This is a genomic window from Paraburkholderia sp. (assembly GCF_026225065.1).
Classification (GTDB): Bacteria; Pseudomonadota; Gammaproteobacteria; order Burkholderiales; family Burkholderiaceae; genus Paraburkholderia.
Genome location: NZ_JAMFSB010000093.1, coordinates 1 through 17923 on the forward strand (window position 1 = coordinate 1; position 17923 = coordinate 17923).

A 17923-nucleotide genomic window follows, 5' to 3' on the forward strand; every position below is an offset into this window, starting at 1 on the left:
AGTACGGATCCACCTGCGTGACCGTCAGCGTGCGGAACGTGGTGGCCGTGTTGACGTTCACCGCGAGGCTCGTGCCCGAACCGAACACGTTGTCCTGCGACACGCCCGCCGAAATGATCGGGCCTTCACCGGAGCCGTAGCCAAGACCGAGCGTTACCGAGCCGGTCGGCTTTTCCGTGACCTTGACGGCGATGTCGACTTCGTCGGCGGTGCCTTCGACCGGCACGGTGGTGACGTCGACGTCGGTGAAGTAGCCGAGACGGTTGATCCGGTCTTTCGACAGCGCGAGACGGCTCGAGTCGAACCATGAGCTTTCGAGCTGACGCATTTCGCGGCGGATCACTTCGTCGCGCGTGCGGGTGTTGCCCACGATGTTGATATTTCGCACGTACACCCGGCGGCTCGGATCGACTTGCAGCGTCAGGTCGACCGTATGGTGCTGCTGGTCGATCTGCGGCTCTGCGTTCACCGTTGCAAACGCGTAACCGTATTCACCGAGCTTGTCGACCACCGCCTTGGTAGCGGCCTTCAGCCTGGTAGCCGAGAAGCGGTCACCCGCTTTGATCTTGACGAGTTTCGTCAGCTCTGCCTGGCGATCCAGCAGGTTGCCCGACAGACGGATGGCGGAAATCGTGTACGGCTCGCCCTCATGCAGGGTGAGCGTGAGATACATTTCCTTCTTGTCCGGCGACAGCGAGACCTGGGTCGAATCGATATTGAACTCGAGGTAGCCGCGGTCGAGGTAATACGAGCGCAGGTTTTCGAGGTCGGTGGTCAGCTTGTCTTTTGCATACACATCGTTCTTGGAGTACCACGAGAACCAGTTTGGCGTGGACTCCTGCATTTCATCGTGCAGCGTGCCGTCGCTAAACACCTTGTTGCCAATGAAGTTGACCTGGCGGATTTTCGCGCTCGGACCTTCTATCACCGAAAACAGCAGGCCGACGCGATCGCGGTCGATTGGCGTGACGGTGGTGGTGACTTCGGCGGCATAGAAGCCGCGGGTCAGGTACTGGCGTTTGAGCTCCTGCTCGGCGCGGTCGACGAGCGACTTGTCGTAATAGCGGCCGAGCGACAACCCGACCGAGTTCAGCGCCTTGTTCAGGTTGTCCTTGTCGAATTCGTGGAGGCCCGAGAAATCGATCGTGCCGATGGCGGGGCGTTCCTCGACTTGCACGACCACGACATCGCCTTCGGCAGAAATCCTGACATCATTGAAGAAGCCCGTTGCGTACAGCGCGCGGATGGCGGCGGACGCCTTGTCATCGTTGAAGGTATCGCCCTGCTTGATGGTCAGGTACGAGAAAACGGTGTTCGGTTCGACGCGCTTGAGGCCTTCGAGCCGGATATCGCGCACCACGAAAGGCGTGACGGCGAAGGCCGAGACGGAGGTGACGCTCAGGCCGATCAGTGTCAGCGCCCTGGTATAGCGGGCCGATAGTGTTTCAAGGTTCATACGTGCTGACAGGAGAGACAGACAATAGGAGGATCGCAGGTACATCGATAGCCGATGCCGAAGTGCGAGCGCGAACTTGCTACAAAAGGGGAATACGGCCGCGCTACTGCAGCCGGGCACTGCGGGCGCCGTCCACTTTGGCGAGACCCGTCACGAGCGAAAGCACTTCGGTCATATGCCGCGCGTCAGCGCGATGCATGCGAAACGAAAGCTCGGCGCCGCCGGGGAGACGAAACGAGAGAAGCAGATGAGAGGACTCGCCTTTATCTTTGCCGACGGCCCACGCTTCGCAGGGCATGGCGAACTTGACGTCGTCGTTCTTTTCGCGGACGCGCGCTGACCAGCCGATAGCATTGGAAATAGCGGCCAGCAGCTCATGCATGACGGAGTAGTGCAGGGCGATGCTGTCGGGCTGGTTGCCTTTGAGCATGAGGTATTGACCATCGCCGGTCAGCTCGAAGGAATGCAGGGAATGAATTGCTAGGGCTACCGGCGGTGACATGAATGCACTCCCAAACAATATTGGAGGCCGAGTCTATGTGAGAAGCCGCGCGGCGAGGTTACTTGCGGTTTACCGATTCTTCCTTTCAGGAGGAGGACAAACCAATGAGGGTGTAGGGGGCGTGTTAGCGGGGACAGGGGTAAAGAAGAAAGCAGGTGCCGCCCCGCACAGGGGCGACACCAGAGGATCACTAACGGATCAGGGAAAGGCCGTCAAAAAACCGGACAACCACGCGCGATTACCAGTGACGATGCCCATAGTAGTCATGCCGCGACCACCAGCGATGCCCATCCCAGTACTGCCCGCTATGCCAGCCGATAATCAGGGACGGCGAAACGACAACAGGTGCAGCCACAACCGGTTGATAAGCAACAACAGCGGGCGGCGGAGGCGGCGGCGCATAAACCGGAGCAGGCGCGACATAAACCGGTGCCGGCAACGCCAGGTTGATCCCAATACCGACTCCCGCATTGGCGAACTGCGAGACGCCGAAGATAGCTGCCCCGAGACCGAGGCTGATTAAGAGTTTGCTTTTCATGTTGACCTCCATACGTGTGGGGATGACGGCTTAACTGTAGCGCTGCGAAAGGACCCTTGAGTTACGCAAGTGCAACAAAGCGTGAAGCTTGAAATTTTCGCCATTGCGCGCCAATAGACGCTTTCGGGCGCGGCGTCTGGCGCAGGGGCGAACGAGGGCACGCGAACGGCAACAGATGGTAATAACCGTAAAGCGCTTTGCAACAGGACACGGGGCTCAAAACGCTCGCACCTCGCGTTGAGAGGCGCGCAATCAGTCCCGGCACTGAAGCCCCCGCAATTCAAGGTGCAACTGCACGAGCCACGGCTGTGCGCAGTCGCCGGCAATCGACGCTCCGAAAGGCGGTTTTTCATATACCTGAACCTTGCGGGCCAGATCCGCATCTTCAAACGCGCGCCTTGCGTGCCCGCGCACCACCAGCGTGATCACTCCCGCGACGAGCAGCAAGCCGCCCAGATAAGCCGACGCCGGCATGCCTGCCTCGCTCATGCCGAACATCAGGATGAGCCCAAGACAGGGTAGCGCCGCGGCACCTGTCGAAACCGCGAACAGCAGGAGATTGGCACGCAGCGCGGTCGCAAGACGGGGTTTCAAGGGCATGACCGTGCCGTCAGATAGAGAGGGGGACGAGGGCATCCATGCTGCACGCACGCGACTTACCCAAGGCTTACCAGCACCTGCCGGCCGCTGTGACTGTTGGCGGCCCGGCATATCCGCCGCGGCGCGCGTGGCGTCGCATTCCATCGCCGAGCCGATGATTGTTTGAGTAAGTAACGGGTAAGTCGCCCGCTCCTAAAGTCGAGACCGCCTGATCCCACTACTTTAGGAACAACCGTGAAAAGAGCTTTTTGTCGAAGGTATCCTCTGGTGCTGACATTTGCGTCCGTCGCGCTGTATTCGGCGAGCACATGGGCAGAGGGCGGCGCCGACGCTCAATCTGGCCCCGACGACTCTGGCTTCACCGTCCTGAGCAACGCGACCAACGTGACGCATTGGGGCCTTGGCGTAGGAGCGGGCATCGCGGCGTCGCCGTACAAAAGCGGCGACACGAAATACACGCCGATTCCGCTGATTTCTTTCGACGATAAATGGATCCACGCCCTCGGCACCGCGATCGACCTGAAGATCGGCACCTGGGACAACGTGAGCGTCGCCCTGCGCGGCGACTATGCCCTCGCCGATGGCTACAAGAACAACGACGCGCCCATTCTGAACGGCATGCAGAACCGCGATCCTACGTTCTGGTACGGCCCGGCGCTCGCCTGGAAGACCGGCTTCGGCACGCTGTCGGCCGACTATCTGCTGGGCGGCAACCGCGGCGAGCGAGCCAAAATCGACTACAGCAAGTCGTTCGATTTCGGCAAGTTCTCGCTGCAACCGTACGGTGGCGTCGAGTGGCTCAGCAGCGACTACGTCAACTACTATTACGGCGTGCAGGCGTCGGAAGCACGGGCAGGGCGCCCCGAGTACACTGGCACCGCCGCCTACGACGTATCGCTCGGCACGCGGGTCAACTACAGCATCACGCGTCAGCAGAAACTGGTGCTGGACGTCGGCGTAAAGCACTTCACGAGCGGTATCACCGACAGCCCCATCGTAGGACGCAGTTACATTCCTGCGGTGAGGCTCGCCTACCTCTATCAGTTCAAATGAGCGCACCATCATGTCCCGGGTAGCCATTGTCGAAGACCACGAGCGCCTCGCGGAGATGGTGCGCCAGGCGCTCGCGGCGGCCGGAATCGAGGCCGATCTGTTCCACACCGTCTCCGAGGCGAGCTATGGCGTGAGCCGCGCCGACTATGACGTGCTGATCGTCGACCGCGGTTTGCCGGACGGCGATGGCCTCGCCTTTCTGCGCACGTTGCGCGCAGCGGGTCAGATGATGCCCTGTCTGATGCTGACCGCACGCGATGCGCTGCACGACCGTGTCGACGGACTGGAGAGCGGCGCGGACGACTACGTGACCAAGCCGTTCGCCATGAGCGAACTGGTGGCGCGCGTGCGCACGCTGATGCGCCGGCCGGCGGCGCTGTCGACGCTGGTTGCCGAATTTGCCGACATCACCGTCGACCCGCAGCAGCACGCAATGCGCTGCGACTATCGCTCGGTTCAGCTCGCGCAAGCCGAGCTGCAGATCATGCTGTGCCTCGTCAAGGCGAGCGGCCAGACCGTTCGCCATGCGGCCCTCGAACATGCGGCCTGGGGCCTCGGCGAGGCCGTCACGCCCAACGCGCTGGAGGTGACCGTACACCGGCTGCGCAAGAAGCTGACGAGGGTGGGGACGACGCTGCGGCTCGCCAACATCCGGGGGGCGGGCTTCGCGTTGCAGGCGCTGCCCGCTTCGACCGACGCACCATCATTGTCCTGAGGCGGGCCGTTCATCATGTTTACCATGTTCGCCATGTTCAATCGCTGGATTCGAAGTCTGTCCGCGCGCTTATGGGTGACCAGCATCGTCGCGCTGGCGCTGACGCTAACCGTGCTGGCCATGGGTGTCACCTACGCGTTCAACCACTACCCGGAACAGATGCTGGGGCGGCACGACCTGATTCAACACACGAAGGAGCTCGCCAGCGGTGTCCGCTTCGATGGAGCCGGCCGTCCGGTCTCCCTCAATCTGCCCGCGGAGCAAGCCTGGATTTTTTCGGCGGCGCCGACCGAGATTCACTACCGCGTACTCGACGAGCAGGGCCACGTGTTGTTCGCCTCGGCGGACGCGCAGAACGGTCCAGCCTGGGTTCCGGGCGACCTCGCTGCGGCTGTCGGCCATATCGAGCAGGTAAAGATGGAAGGCAGATCGTTCGACATCACGACGCTCGAGTTACGGCAGGGACCGGCGCGTTTCTATGCGCAGATCGCAACGAGCGCACGTCTCCTCGATGCAATGATCGGTACGAAGGTTCGGCAGATTCCAGCCAACGTCCGGATCATCACGTCCATCGCCGCGATCATTTTCGGCCTGACGTTGACGGTCACCGTGCATCGTCTCCTCAAGCCGCTGAGGGAGGTGTCGAGCGCAGCCGCGCTGATTACGCCGCGCAATCTGACGACACGGCTGTCGTTGCAAGGCATGCCGAGCGAGATCAAGCCGCTGATCGAGGCGTTCAACGGAGCGCTCGGCAGACTGGAAAATGGCTTCGCCGTGCAGCAGCAGTTTCTCGCTTCGGCGGCGCACGAACTGCAGACGCCGCTCACGCTGATCCGCGGTCAGATCGAGTTGCAGCCCGGCATCGAGGACAAGGGACTGCTGCTTCGCGAGATCGATCTGATGGCACGCCAGACTCGACAACTGTTGCATCTGGCCGAAGTCAGCGAGGCACAGAATTTCACTTTCGGCGAGGTGAGTACGGTCGATGTGGCACGCGACGTTCTGGCGTATCTCGGGCGCAAGGCCGATGCGAAGCAGGTCAAACTCGAGCTTGACCCATCGGGCGCGCCGGCCTCAGTGTGGGCGGACCGGAGTGCGCTGTTCATCCTGCTGAAAAACATTGTCGAAAACGCGATCAACGTGTCGCCGCCGAATAGCGCTGTGTGGCTTGTCATAGGCGCGGCTTCGATCGAGGTTAGCGACGCGGGGCCCGGTATCCGCGAGGAGCACCTGCCGTTCCTGTTCAAGCGGTTCTGGCGCGCCCCCGGCGTCAGGCACGACGGCGCTGGACTGGGGCTCGCCATCTGCAAGGAAATCGCGGTCGCGCACGAATGGCGGTTGACCGTGAGCCGTCTGGCCGCGGGGACGCGCTTTATCGTCGGCTTCTAGATGCCGGTGCACGCAACGGGCTCGAAGCTTGCCGCGCGCTCAGGACACGTGCCAGAGATCGGTTGAGACGAATGCGAGCACCGCCAGCGCGAGGCTCGTGACCACCCCATAACCCGCCCACAGCAGCGTGCCCCGTCCAACTTGCGGCCACCAGCGGCCGCCGTACACACGCTTGAGCGCCAGAATCAGGTAGATCAGGACCACGAGCATGGCCCAGCCGCCAAAGTTCTGCACACCGGGAACCAGGCAAAGCAGAAACACCAGGAAAATAAACGCATGCAGGTGCACCGTAAATAGCAGGTGCATGCCGTAGTTTTGGCGCCTCTTTCGATAGACGTACCCACACATCGCCGCAAAAACCGGCATCAGCACGAACACCGTATACGGCAGGCGATGCAAAACGTGGTCGTTGAATGCGGCGAGTTTGCCTGGTTGAAACACCCAGTTCATGTGTCTGTCGAGGAAACTCAACACCTGTTTGCCAGTCGGATCGGTCTCCGAGGCGGCGAGGGTGGAGAAGACCTGGGTGGCGGGCACGGCGCGGTTGCCGTCGAGTATCACGACGGAGGGAGCGGGCGTCATGACCGTGGACCAGCCCAGCAGCAGAAAAAACACAAAACTGACCGTCACATACAGCGATAGCGGCTTTACATACCGGCGCCGGCGCCCCTGGAGATATTCGATCGTGAGCTGCCCCGGCTTGAGCAGCAGCATCCTGACAGTCGGGACGAGTTTGCCTTCCGCGGCCACGTAATGATGCAGATACTCATGCGCGAATTCGCGCAAGGTCGGCATTTCGTGCACGGTTTCCTGGCCGCATTGCGCGCAATACGGCCCATGCACCGGCGCATCGCAGTTGGGGCAGGCGTCGGGCAGTTCGTGTGCGGCATCGTGGCTATGCGAGATTTGCGACATGCGGATGCGGGGCCGGAAGCTTTGACAGGCAGCATTCTGACCGCGGCGGCGAGGCACCGTCAAGGACGTATCAATAAGCGACGGGGAAGTAAGGCATGCGAAAGGTTTCTGCGATCGAGTCGACTTGCCCCATCGTCTAGCTGCTCGTGAGCGCTACGAACAGATTTCGTACATCGAACGGTTTTTGGCAGCGCGGATAGCGCAGGTAGCCGGGATCGAGCGCATCGGCGCCATAACCGGTGGTGAAGACGAAGCGGACATCGCGCCCGGCCAGCCAGTCCGCGATCGGATAGGATTTTTCTCCGTGCAGGTCGACGTCGAGCACGGCGCTGTCGAAGGCATCCCGATGCGCTTCGACAAACTTCAGCGCTTCGTCCGCCCAGCCGAACGGGCCGACGATCGTGGCGCCTGCTTCCTCGAGCAGCGCGCACAGGCTCTGCGCGACCAGATAATCATCCTCTACCACGAGAATGCGGCGACCCTGCAGCTCACCGCTTTGTCCCATGGTTGTCTCCGAAAGATTCAATTGTGACCCGTGAGCAGCTCGGGCCTCAGCGGCATGGCGATCCGGCACGAAACGCCATCCTCGCCAAATACCAGTTCGGCCTTCGCGCGGAGCGAAAAAGGCAGGCCCTGCTCGATCAGCTGCCGCCCGTATCCGCGGCGCGTCGATTCCGGGGGCTGCGGCAGACCGCTTTCCCGCCACTCAAGTACCAGCAAGGATTGGTCCTGTTGCTGATCCTCCAGACGCCAACTGATGTCCAGATACCCTTGGCCGCTCTTGAGCGCGCCGTATTTTACGGCGTTGGTCGCGAGTTCGTGGACCGCGAGAGCGATGTTCTGCACGTACTCGAGGCTGAGCGGAACCGCTGGGCCGGAGATGGCGACATTTTCGGCGGTGCTACCGGCAATGGTCTCGATCTCCATGCGGACGATCTCCCCCAGCTCGATCTGCTCGTCGGTCGCTTTGCCAAGCAGCCCCTGCAGGCGGCCCAGTGCGCCCAACCGGGCGGTAAATGTTTCCAGCGGGGCACCTTTGCCGAGCGTCTGGAAAGCGATGGATTCCACCACCGCCAGCAGGTTGCGGGTACGGTGCTGCAGCTCTGCAACCAGGATCTTCTGGCGTTGTTCGGCGCGGGTGAGGCTCGTGACGTTCAAAAAGGTGACCACCACGCCTTCCGCCTTGTCATCGCCGTTTCGATAGGGCGCGAGGCGCACGAGGTAATGCATCTGGCGATCGTCGCTGTCGACCCGGCTTTCGATGACCTCGCCGCTGGCCACCACCCTGGCGATCGCCTCGTCGAAACCGGTGAGCCGCAGGCGGCTCGCCAGATCGGTGATCGGGCGGCCCCGGTCGGCCGCACGGATATTGAACACCTCGGACATGGCCGGCGTGAAGCTGCGAATTACCAGCTTGCTGTCCAGAAACACCGTGGCGACCGCAGTGCTGTCGAACAGGTTCTGCAGGTCGCTCCTCGCACGGTCAAGCGCCTCGATCTTGCCGTTCAGTTCGGTATTGACGGTGTGCAACTCCTCGTTGAGCGACACCAGTTCTTCCTTGGACGCCTCCATCTCCTCGTTGGTCGACTGCAGTTCTTCGTTGACCGAAACGAGTTCCTCGTTTGAGGACTTCAGCTCCTCGAGCGCGGTTTCATATTCCTCGATCATCGATTGCAGGCGCTCGCGCGTCTCGCGCAACTCGCGCTCCATCTGCAGCGCGGTGCCGGTCGTGGTGGCGTGCGCACGGCTTAGCGCTTCCTCGCGGCTCAGGACGGGACCCTGATCGATGAACAGGACCAGATAGAGCGGGTCCGCGCCCGGGTAGGCGCCAAGCGGCTCGACTGTCAGGCTCACCACCTGCACGCGGCCGTCGTCTTCCTCGACCGCAATGCCCTCGCGCGTCACCGTGCGGCCCGACTCCACCGCATCCCGGAACACCGTGCGCAGTTCGAGCCGGATGCCTTTGCGCGCCATCGTGAAGATCTGGCGGGTCGGCGCGCCGGCTGCCGCTTCCAGATACTTGCCGGTGCGCCCGGAATAGTAGGCGACATCGCCTTCCCGGTTTACCACCACATGGGGTGGTGAAAAACGCTCGAGCACCTGGGTGTCGACTATCTGCCGCAACGCCGCGCCGCCGGGCTGGATGCGCCGCGCCGTGAGCTCGTGGCCCTGGCCTGGCCGCAAGGCCGACACCGTAAGCGGCAGACGCACGCGCGGCATGACATCCGAGCGGCGCTGGAAGATACGATGCTTTTTCTCGAGCGGGGTGAACAGATCGTCGAACTGGCTCACGCTCTCTGAGGTGCCGAGGAACAGATAGCCGTCCTCACGCAGCGCATAGTGGAAGGTCGGAATCACCTGGCTTTGCAGGTCCAGACCGAAATAGATCAGCAGGTTGCGGCAGGAGACCAGATCGATACGGGAGAAGGGTGGGTCGCGAATCACGTTGTGCGGCGAGAAGATGCATAGGTCGCGCACTTCCTTGGCCACGGCGAAGCTGCCGCCGTCGGAAACGAAAAAGCGTTGACGGCGTGCCGGCGAGACGCTGTCGAGCAACGCGGCCGGATACCTGGCGGCGCGTGCGACGGCGAGGGCATGGTCGTCGATATCGGTGGCGAAGATCTGCACGCGCGGCACGACCGCGAGTTGGTCCATATGCTCGCGCAGCAGGATGGCGAGCGAATAGACTTCTTCTCCGGTGGCGCAGCCGGGAACCCAGATACGCACGGTATCGTCGACGCTGCGCGTCTCGAAGAGCTTGGGTACGACCAGTTCGGCGAGCGCGTCGAACGCGCCGCCGTCGCGAAAGAAGTTAGTCACGTTGATCAGCAGATCGCGGAATAGCGCGTTGACCTCCTGCTGATGATCGCGCAGGTGTGCGACATACGCTTCCAGATCGTCGATCTGTACCACCTGCATACGCCGCTGCACGCGTCGCATGAAGGTCTTGGACTTGTAGCCGCTGAAGTCGTGGCCGATCTGCCCGCGCAAAATGCCGTAAATCTCCGCCTGTGCATGTTCGATCTTCTGCAGCTCTTCCTGGGCGCTGGCGCTAAACGCCGTGTCGTCCAGCACGTAGGCGCTGCGGGCAAACTCCGCCAGCTTTTGGCCCATTGCCTCGACCGGCAGCGCGTAGTCGACGAGCCCGGTGGCGATGGCGCTATCCGGCATGTCGGGGTGTTGCGGCCCGAAACCGTCGGCAACCTGCGCCAGCGTCAGGCCGCCGTTTTCCTTGACGGCTTTTACGCCGAGCGTGCCGTCCGAGTCACCGCCGGACAACACCACGCACACCGCCAACTCGCCCTGGTCTTCGGCGAGCGAGCTAAAAAACAAATCGATCGGTTTGCGTTCGCGGTGCAACGCGTTTTGCGGATGGAGACGCAGATGGCCCTTTTCGACGCCAAGCATGACGTCCGAGGGCAGCACGTAGACATGATTCTTTTGGACCGGCTCGCCGTCCACCACCACATGCACCGGCATAGGGGTATAGCGCGCCACGATCTCGGACAAAAGGCTGTCGCGCGCGGGGCCGAGGTGCGTAACGATCACGAGGGCCAATTCCGGCTCTTCGGGCATGCCGCGGAAAAACCCTTCAAGCGCCTCGATACCCCCCGCCGAGGCGCCGATGCCGACAATCGGAAATCGGGCCGGCGTAGTCATCGTGCAGTCCGCAAGACGGCGTATTGGCGCGGGGATTCGGTCAGCGAGACGCTGGCGGCATGTTGGCTCGGCATGAGATTCCTGGCGGCGGGGCAGATTGAGAGCAGTCGATAATCCTACCTTGATTTGGCCCGCAGTTGCCGTCAGTTGGTCTCGGACCGGGTGGATTTTGCGTCGAGGGGCCGGCAAGCGAAGCTTCCGGCACGCTCATCAACGTTGTATCAGCATCCCTTGTGCCTGGTCCGTGCTGTGCCCGGGGTATTCGTCCTGGTAAAGCGACGTGTGCTGTTGCCAGTCAGGCCATTGCGAGCGCAACTGGCTTGCCGATCGCGAGGTAATGAAGCAGCGCGAGCAGCGGAAACACGCTCGCGACGATGGCGGTCAAGGTCCAGCCGCCGTGCTCATACAGCGTGCTCGCAAGCGATGAGCCGATCGCGCCGCCGATGAAAATGCTCGTCATATACAGGGCATTCAGACGATTGCGGCTTGCCGCATGCAGGCCGTAGATCGCACGTTGGCCGATCACCATGTTCATTTGCGCGGCGAAGTCGAGTACGACACCGGTGACGACGAGACCGCCCACGCCCCACGCAGGATGAATCAGCGAGGGTGTAAAGGCGAGCGCGGCGATCACTAGCGCGACCAGCGTCGCGCTGACGGAGTGGCCCGCATCGGCAAGCCGTCCTGCGATCGGTGCGGAGGTGGCGCCAATCGCGCCGACCAGAGCGAACAGCGCGATACCGTTCTGCGACAGCCCGTAATGGCGCGTCAGTTCGATCGGCACGGTGGTCCAGAAGAGGCTGAAGGTTGCGAACATCAAGCCCTGGTACAGCGAACGATGACGCAGCACGGGCAACGTAGTGACCAGTTCGCCGAGCGAATGGATCAACTGGAAGTAGGTCGCCTGGTGCGAGGGTTGCCGCGGCGGAATCGTCAGCGCGAGCACGGTCGTCACGACCGCCATCACGACAGCGGCCGAGCCGAACACCACGCGCCAGCCGAAATGCCCGGCCACTACGCTCGAAATCGGCCGCGACAGCAGGATGCCGAGCAGCAGGCCGCTCATGATGTTGCCGACTACACGGCCGCGCGTTTCGTCGGGCGCCAGGTGCGCCGCCAGCGGAATCAGGATCTGCACGGCAACCGAACTGAAGCCGACCAGCAGCGAGATAGCCAGAAACGCGCTCGGCTGACGCGTCACGGCAGCCAGCGCGAGACTGACGATGGCGACGAGCGCCGTTGTAATCATCAGCTTGCGGTTTTCCAGCAGGTCGCCGAGCGGGACGAGGAAGAACAGTCCCAAGGCGTAGCCGATCTGCGTCAGCGAGACGATCAGACTGGCCGTGCCGCCCGTCATATGAATGTCCGGTGCGATCAGTTCAGTGATCGGCTGGGCGTAGTAGATGTTGGCGACGATCGCGCCGCAGCAGAAGGCGAACATAGCGGTCAGGCCGCGGGTCATCTGGACGGTGCCGCCGTTCACGGCGGCCGCGGGTGAGTTGAAAGTCATGGCAAATCCTGATTGACGAATCCGCATAGGATATCCGTTGCGATCCGTGAGTAGAATACGTGCATTGAGCAACCTGGCGTTGCGTGCAGCGCAACGCCAGCGTCGGCCCTTACCTGGGTTGGGCCGGGCGTCGACCTTACTGGAGATCGGGAAGTGGACAAGCTGGTTGCCTTGAATACCTTGCTGGAAGTGGCCGAGGCCGGCGGTTTTTCCAAAGCGGCCCAGCGGCTGGGCGTCGCCACCTCGTCGGTCACCCGCCTGATGGACGCGCTCGAAGCCTCGCTTGGCACGGCTCTGCTGACCCGCACCACGCGGCGCGTCAGCCTGACGGACGCCGGCACGGCCTACGTCGAGCAGATCAGCAAGGTGCTCGACGACCTCGCGGTGGCCGACGACAGCATCTTCGATAGCGGGGCGTCGCCGGTTGGCGTGCTCCGCATCTCTGTGCCGACCGCCTACAGCCGGATGCAACTGGCGCCGCATCTGGCGAGCTTTCTCAGCACCTACCCGCGCATGGTGCTCGACGTCGTGGTCGGCGATTACTACGTCGATCTCGCCGCCGAGCGGATCGATGTCGCGGTTCGCATCGGCCTGCCATCGCGCGACGAACACCTGGTCATAAGGAAACTTGCCGATAACGCGCGCTTCGTGGTCGCGAGTCCCGCGTATTTCTCGCGCTGCGGCGTGCCGTCCGAGCCGCAGGAGCTGGCCGCTCATGAATGCCTGCGCTTCGGCTATGGCGGAACCTATCGGCCCGCACGCCAGGTCTGGACTTTCCTGCAGGGCGAGACGCAGGTGCGCGTCGAAGTGGAGGGGCGCATGATTGCCAATAATCCGGACATTCTGCTGGAAGCGGTGCTTGCGGGCCGCGGCATCGCCTTGCTGCCGGAGTGGCTGGTGGTGGCGGAGATTCGCGCGGGCCGCCTTGTGCGCCTTTTTGCCGACGCCGAAATCAACCCGCATGCCGGCCGGTCAGTCGTCTACGCGGCTTATCTGCCGAACCGCCGCCATTCGAGCAAGGTGCGCACCTTTGTCCAGTTTCTGCAGGAACGCGTTCAAGGCGTTCAAGCCGTTCAGGAGACGTGAGCGGGACGCTACGGCTCGCTTTGCATTAGCTCAGGCCGTTTGCCGCGTTGCTGGCCTCAGTGCATGGCGGCCTGCATCAACAGGCGGAACGGCAGCGCGAGCAACATCGCCGCTGCTACGCCAGCACACCATAGAGCGACGAACCAGAGCACGCGCTTGAGCCGCGTAGGAGCAGGGCGGTTCACCGTGGCTGGCTGCGCTAACGAGGTAGCAGTTTGCTTTTGCGTGGTCGGGCGCAAGAAAAGTCGCATTGCAGCGCACCTTGTCAAATCTTAGTGGTACTTCGCACCGGGGGCGGATTTGCCGCGGAACACGTGATATCCGAGCGTCGTGTAGACCAGAATCACCGGCAGAATGATCACCGCACCTACCAGCGTGAAGAGCTGGCTCGCCCGTGGCGCAGCCGCATCCTGGAGTGTGATGGCGTACGGTATCGCATACGGCCAGATGCTCACGAGCAGGCCAATATAGCCGAGCAGGATCAGCAGCAGCGCCAGCAGAAACGGCGTGTTGTCGTGACGGCGCCGGAGCGCGCGGAGCATGAACAGCGCGGTAATCACGACGAGAAAGGGCACCGGCAGCAAGCGGTGCAGCAGGCCCGAATCGAACCAGCGCGCGGCGATTTTCGCGTCGGTCAGCGGCGTCCAGATCGACACCACCACCATGAAGCCAAGCAGCACGAAAGTGAGGGGACGCACCACTTCGTGCAGACGATGCTGCAGGTCACCCTCGGTCTTCATGACGAGCCAGCAGGCGCCGAGCAATGCGTAGGTCGCCATCAGGCCAAAGCCGGTAAGCAGGCTAAACGGCGTCAGCCAGAAAAAGGACGGCCCGGCGAACACGCCGTTCGTCACAGGAATGCCCTGCAGATAGGCGCCCAGAATGACACCCTGAAAAAACGAAGCCCCGCCTGATCCGGCGATGAAGGCGAGGTTCCAGAGGTTCTTGGTACGGATTGCCTTCTCGCGAATTTCAAAGGATACGCCGCGAAAAATAAGGCAGACGAGCATGGTGACGATCGGCAGATACAGCGCCGAGAGCACGATCGAATAGACCTCGGGAAACACCGCAAAGAGCGCTGCGCCGCCGAGCACCAGCCAGGTCTCGTTGCCGTCCCAGACCGGCGCAATGGTGGCGATCATGAGGTCGCGCTCGCCGTCATCGGGGAAGAACGGAAAAATCATCCCGATACCGAGATCGAAGCCATCGAGGGCGACATACATGAAGAGCCCCAAGGCGATGATTGCGGCCCAGATCGTCGTCACGTCCATGCTGTGCTCCGCTTCAGGTGAATAGGGGTTGCTGCGGGACGTTGCCGTTTGCCGCGGGTGCCGGTTCGCTTGCCACAGCGCGCCTCATTCGACCGCTGCGAGCGGCCGCCGGCCGCTGCTGTTCGCATCGGCGGCGTTCGCGTTGCGTGGCCCCGCGTCGTCGTAAGCCGGACCGATGCGCAGCAGCTTGAGGATGTAGTAGATGCCCGTGCAGAACACCAGGCAATACACGATCACGAAGATCATCAGCGACACGCTCACGTCCTGCTGGGTGACCGGCGACACCGCTTGCGCGGTGCGCAGCACGCCGTACACCACCCACGGCTGGCGGCCCGCCTCGGTCGTCACCCAGCCGGCAAGCAGCGTCACGAATCCGGCGGGACCCATAGCCACCATGACACGCTGGAACAGACGATTTTCGTAAACTCGGCCGTGGCGCCGCAGCAGCAGTCCGATCAACGCAAGCAGGATCATCAGCATGCCGAGGCCCGCCATCACGCGGAACGTCCAGAAGATGATCGACGAATTCGGCCGGTCCTCTTTCGGAAACTCTTTCAGGCCGCGAATTTCGCCGTCCCACGAGTGCGTCAGGATCAGACTGCCCAGATGCGGAATCTGGATCGCGTAGCGGGTCACTTCGGCCTGCATGTCCGGAAAGCCGATCAGATTGAGCGCAGTGCCGCCGTGCTCGGTTTCCCACAGACCTTCGATGGCGGCGATCTTCGCGGGCTGGTACTTGCGCGTGTTCAGGCCGTGCTGATCGCCCACCACTGCCTGGATTGGCGCGAGCACCAGCAAGAGCCAGAGCGCCATCGAAAACATGGTTTTGACGGCGGGGTCGCGCCGGCCACGCAACAGATGCCACGCGCCGGTGGCAGCAACAACCAGCGCGCCGACGATGAAAGCGGCGATCGCCATATGCGCGAGCCGGTACGGGAACGAGGGGTTGAAGATGATTTTCAGCCAGTCCTGCGGCACCACGTGACCGTTCTCGATCGTGAAGCCCTGCGGGGTCTGCATCCAGCTATTGGAGGCGAGAATCCAGAAGGTGGAAATCAGCGTGCCGGTGGCGACCAGCAGTGTCGCGCCGAAGTGCGCCTTGCGCCCCACGCGATCCCAGCCGAACAGCATGATGCCGAGAAAGCCGGCTTCGAGAAAGAACGCGGTCATTACCTCGTAAGTGAGGAGCGGTCCGGTGATAGGCCCGGCAAATTTCGAAAAGCCGGCCCAGTTGGTGCCGAACTGATACGCCATCACCACGCCGGAAACGACGCCCATGCCGAAGCCGATCGCGAACACCTTCGACCAGTACAGACACAGTTCCTTGTAGTGCGGCTTGCCGCTTTTCAGCCACGCCGCTTCCAGCACGGCGATGAAGCTGGCAAGGCCGATGCTCATCGCCGGGAAGATGATGTGGAACGATACCGTGAATGCAAACTGCAATCGCGAAAGGTCCAGCGCGCTAAGGTTCATCATTGCGGTCTTCCGAAGACGAGGGCTGGCTGGGTTGGCGGAGCGATTCCGCAGGCACTTGGCAACATACACTTTTTTTTGCCGCAGTGTCGCTAACCTGCGTTTGCATAACGTACGGAAGTGACTGGGCAGTCCAGTCAAGCCGTTATGCGCTGCCTAGAACGAGCCGGGAGCGCACGAAGCCGGCATGCTCGCGTAATACATAAAACGCATCGGCGTAGGCGAGCGGCATGCGCAGACTGTTGAGCGAGTCTTCGATCTGGTCGAGCTCTTCGACGAGCGCATCGCGTTGAGCCTGCGAGGGATCCTTCAGCGCTTCGCGTTCGATTGCGATCAGCGAACCGTAATTGCGATAGATGCGCGACCTGACACGCCAGCGGTACAGTGCCGGGACGAGCCGCATGGCGGGGAACAGTAGCACCGCGACTGGCAGCAGCAGAACCAGAGTGCGATCGCCGACGCTTGCCAGCCAGAACGGCAGATTGCGATAGAGAAAGCTCTTGCCGGTCTTGTAGTAGCGCTGCGCGTCGTCGCTGATCGGATACTCGTGCTGGATTGGGCTCGGAAATTGTCCCGCGTGCTGCAGAAGGCCGGGCATACCGTGAATCTCCTGCGCGGCCTCGATCAGCAGATCGGAGATGGCGGGGTGGAGCCTCGCGCGAGCGATGATCTCGACGGTCGGACTGATCAGATGGATCGTGTCGCTCGGGATCCTGTGGCGCAAATCGAGCACGCCGGGCGGCAGGTCGATTTCATCCAGATACGGAAAGAGCCGCGTATAGGCGCTCGCTTCCTCGAAGTCCATCACGGAGATGCCGGGCACGCGCAACAGCCGCAGCATCAGGGCGCGAGTGGCCGAATCGCCGTTGAGTATCGCGGCATCGGCGTCGCCCGAGACCAGCTTCGTCGCGGCTTCCAGCCCATCGGCGGGCAACAGCGTCGTGTTCTGGCCCGGCACGATGCCATTCGCTGCCAGCAGGTTGAGCGCCAGCACCCGCGTGCCGCTGCCTTCGCGGCCCACGGCGATCCGTTTGCCTTCGAGTTGCGCAAGCCGCGTAATGCCGCTGCCGCGATAGAACACCACGATCGGGTCATAGAACACGCTGCCAAGCGACATCAACGAGGACGCCCCGAGCCCATCAGTCACCCCGCCTTGCACCAGCGCAACGTCCACATGCTGCTTGGGGTCCAGCAGCCGTTGCAGGTTTTGCAGCGAGCCGTCCGATTCCAGCACCTTCAGCGTGATGCCGTTACGGGCGAGAATCTTTTTGTATTCGTTGGCGGCCTGCAGGAACGAACTGTCGTGCGGGCCGGCGCTGATGACGATGGTACGCGGGGGAGCCGGATCGACCAGCCAGATCACCAGCGTGATCACCAGCACCACGAACACGACGATCGGTGCGAACGTCAAGGTCAGATCGCGCAGATCGGCATGCGAATGCTCGCCTTGAAAGCTCGGTGGTCGCGGGCGATGGTGTCTCATGGAAGCTCCGTACGGGTGGCGGGCAGCTCTTATGGCGCTGGCGGCGCGCGGTGTCTGCAGGCATAGCGTAGCAGCACTGGCTTTCGTCTGAGGTTCGTTGGGCGTTGCAGCGTCGACGCCAGGTAATCCTTATTATCTGGGAGCGGTGATGCAATGCACTTGATGGACCGGGCGGCGCCGCGTCCCGGGCGCGCGGCGCCACCCGAAAACCTTGGCAGACCGGCTGCGCCTGCAGGGTCCGCCTGGGCTCAGTCCGCGATGCGCTTGTCGGC

General features: G+C 62.4%; 16 protein-coding genes. 4 read left to right on the forward strand and 12 right to left on the reverse strand.

Annotated features, from left to right (window positions below):
- From bamA to M0954_RS07140, 4 genes are all read right to left on the reverse strand, one after another.
- Positions 1–1456, reverse strand: a 1456-nt coding sequence (gene bamA / locus M0954_RS07125; RefSeq protein WP_297352349.1) for an outer membrane protein assembly factor BamA, incomplete at its 3' end; no start/stop codon positions are given.
- Between the two features lie 103 nt (positions 1457–1559).
- Entirely contained in the window at positions 1560–1958 is a 399-nt protein-coding gene (locus M0954_RS07130) for a hypothetical protein (RefSeq protein ID WP_122154953.1), read from the reverse strand.
- A gap of 238 nt (positions 1959–2196) precedes the next feature.
- Positions 2197–2496 carry a hypothetical protein gene (locus M0954_RS07135; protein WP_122154952.1) on the reverse strand — a complete coding sequence of 100 codons (300 nt, stop codon included), beginning with the start codon at positions 2494–2496 and terminating at the stop codon, positions 2197–2199.
- 252 nt (positions 2497–2748) lie between these two features.
- The gene (locus M0954_RS07140; protein WP_122154951.1) at positions 2749–3096 is read right to left on the reverse strand and encodes a hypothetical protein; all 348 of its coding nucleotides are present in this window, start codon (positions 3094–3096) and stop codon (positions 2749–2751) included.
- Between the two features lie 267 nt (positions 3097–3363).
- Between M0954_RS07140 and M0954_RS07145 the strand changes: the two genes are divergently transcribed.
- From M0954_RS07145 to M0954_RS07155, 3 genes are read left to right on the forward strand one after another with little or no spacing between them, the layout of a single operon-like run.
- Positions 3364–4149 (forward strand): MipA/OmpV family protein, encoded by a 786-nt coding sequence (locus M0954_RS07145; protein ID WP_297352351.1) that lies wholly within the window; start codon positions 3364–3366, stop codon positions 4147–4149.
- Positions 4150–4159: 10 nt separating this feature from the next.
- Positions 4160–4864: a response regulator transcription factor gene (locus M0954_RS07150; RefSeq protein WP_297352353.1), complete on the forward strand. Its 705-nt coding sequence runs from the start codon at positions 4160–4162 to the stop codon at positions 4862–4864.
- Positions 4865–4879: 15 nt separating this feature from the next.
- The gene (locus M0954_RS07155; protein WP_297352355.1) at positions 4880–6253 is read left to right on the forward strand and encodes an ATP-binding protein; all 1374 of its coding nucleotides are present in this window, start codon (positions 4880–4882) and stop codon (positions 6251–6253) included.
- A gap of 39 nt (positions 6254–6292) precedes the next feature.
- On the opposite strand, the gene M0954_RS07160 is transcribed toward M0954_RS07155, so the two are convergent.
- The 4 genes from M0954_RS07160 to M0954_RS07175 all read right to left on the reverse strand — a co-directional run bounded on the left by M0954_RS07160 (position 6293) and on the right by M0954_RS07175 (position 12338).
- Positions 6293–7168 carry a DUF3667 domain-containing protein gene (locus M0954_RS07160; RefSeq protein WP_122154948.1) on the reverse strand — a complete coding sequence of 292 codons (876 nt, stop codon included), beginning with the start codon at positions 7166–7168 and terminating at the stop codon, positions 6293–6295.
- Positions 7169–7304: 136 nt separating this feature from the next.
- A complete protein-coding gene (locus tag M0954_RS07165; RefSeq protein ID WP_122154947.1) occupies positions 7305–7673 on the reverse strand; it encodes a response regulator in 369 nt (122 codons plus the stop codon).
- A gap of 17 nt (positions 7674–7690) precedes the next feature.
- Entirely contained in the window at positions 7691–10828 is a 3138-nt protein-coding gene (locus tag M0954_RS07170) for a CheR family methyltransferase (RefSeq protein WP_297352357.1), read from the reverse strand.
- Between the two features lie 295 nt (positions 10829–11123).
- On the reverse strand, positions 11124–12338 hold the full coding sequence (locus M0954_RS07175) for an MFS transporter (RefSeq protein ID WP_297352360.1): 1215 nt from the start codon (positions 12336–12338) through the stop codon (positions 11124–11126).
- 153 nt (positions 12339–12491) lie between these two features.
- On the opposite strand from M0954_RS07175, the gene M0954_RS07180 reads away from it, so the two are divergent.
- A complete protein-coding gene (locus tag M0954_RS07180) occupies positions 12492–13424 on the forward strand; it encodes a LysR family transcriptional regulator (RefSeq protein ID WP_123387630.1) in 933 nt (310 codons plus the stop codon).
- Between the two features lie 56 nt (positions 13425–13480).
- Here M0954_RS07180 and M0954_RS07185 read toward each other — a convergent pair whose 3' ends face one another.
- From M0954_RS07185 to M0954_RS07200, 4 genes are all read right to left on the reverse strand, one after another.
- Complete coding sequence (locus M0954_RS07185; protein WP_297352361.1) at positions 13481–13675, reverse strand: DUF2474 family protein; 195 nt, start codon at positions 13673–13675, stop codon at positions 13481–13483.
- 21 nt (positions 13676–13696) lie between these two features.
- Positions 13697–14695 carry a cytochrome d ubiquinol oxidase subunit II gene (gene cydB, locus M0954_RS07190; protein ID WP_122154942.1) on the reverse strand — a complete coding sequence of 333 codons (999 nt, stop codon included), beginning with the start codon at positions 14693–14695 and terminating at the stop codon, positions 13697–13699.
- A gap of 84 nt (positions 14696–14779) precedes the next feature.
- The gene (locus tag M0954_RS07195; RefSeq protein ID WP_122155706.1) at positions 14780–16168 is read right to left on the reverse strand and encodes a cytochrome ubiquinol oxidase subunit I; all 1389 of its coding nucleotides are present in this window, start codon (positions 16166–16168) and stop codon (positions 14780–14782) included.
- Between the two features lie 145 nt (positions 16169–16313).
- On the reverse strand, positions 16314–17651 hold the full coding sequence (locus tag M0954_RS07200) for a TAXI family TRAP transporter solute-binding subunit (protein ID WP_297352363.1): 1338 nt from the start codon (positions 17649–17651) through the stop codon (positions 16314–16316).
- Positions 17652–17923 lie beyond the last annotated feature (272 nt).

Coding starts and splice junctions, on each gene's coding strand:
- M0954_RS07130 (WP_122154953.1), bottom strand. CDS start 1,958: ATGTCACCGCCGGTAGCCCTAGCAATTCATTCCCTGCATTCCTTCGAG.
- M0954_RS07135 (WP_122154952.1), bottom strand. CDS start 2,496: ATGAAAAGCAAACTCTTAATCAGCCTCGGTCTCGGGGCAGCTATCTTC.
- M0954_RS07140 (WP_122154951.1), bottom strand. CDS start 3,096: ATGCCCTTGAAACCCCGTCTTGCGACCGCGCTGCGTGCCAATCTCCTG.
- M0954_RS07150 (WP_297352353.1), top strand. CDS start 4,160: ATGTCCCGGGTAGCCATTGTCGAAGACCACGAGCGCCTCGCGGAGATG.
- M0954_RS07155 (WP_297352355.1), top strand. CDS start 4,880: ATGTTTACCATGTTCGCCATGTTCAATCGCTGGATTCGAAGTCTGTCC.
- M0954_RS07160 (WP_122154948.1), bottom strand. CDS start 7,168: ATGTCGCAAATCTCGCATAGCCACGATGCCGCACACGAACTGCCCGAC.
- M0954_RS07165 (WP_122154947.1), bottom strand. CDS start 7,673: ATGGGACAAAGCGGTGAGCTGCAGGGTCGCCGCATTCTCGTGGTAGAG.
- M0954_RS07170 (WP_297352357.1), bottom strand. CDS start 10,828: ATGACTACGCCGGCCCGATTTCCGATTGTCGGCATCGGCGCCTCGGCG.
- M0954_RS07175 (WP_297352360.1), bottom strand. CDS start 12,338: ATGACTTTCAACTCACCCGCGGCCGCCGTGAACGGCGGCACCGTCCAG.
- M0954_RS07185 (WP_297352361.1), bottom strand. CDS start 13,675: ATGCGACTTTTCTTGCGCCCGACCACGCAAAAGCAAACTGCTACCTCG.
- cydB (WP_122154942.1), bottom strand. CDS start 14,695: ATGGACGTGACGACGATCTGGGCCGCAATCATCGCCTTGGGGCTCTTC.
- M0954_RS07195 (WP_122155706.1), bottom strand. CDS start 16,168: ATGAACCTTAGCGCGCTGGACCTTTCGCGATTGCAGTTTGCATTCACG.
- M0954_RS07200 (WP_297352363.1), bottom strand. CDS start 17,651: ATGAGACACCATCGCCCGCGACCACCGAGCTTTCAAGGCGAGCATTCG.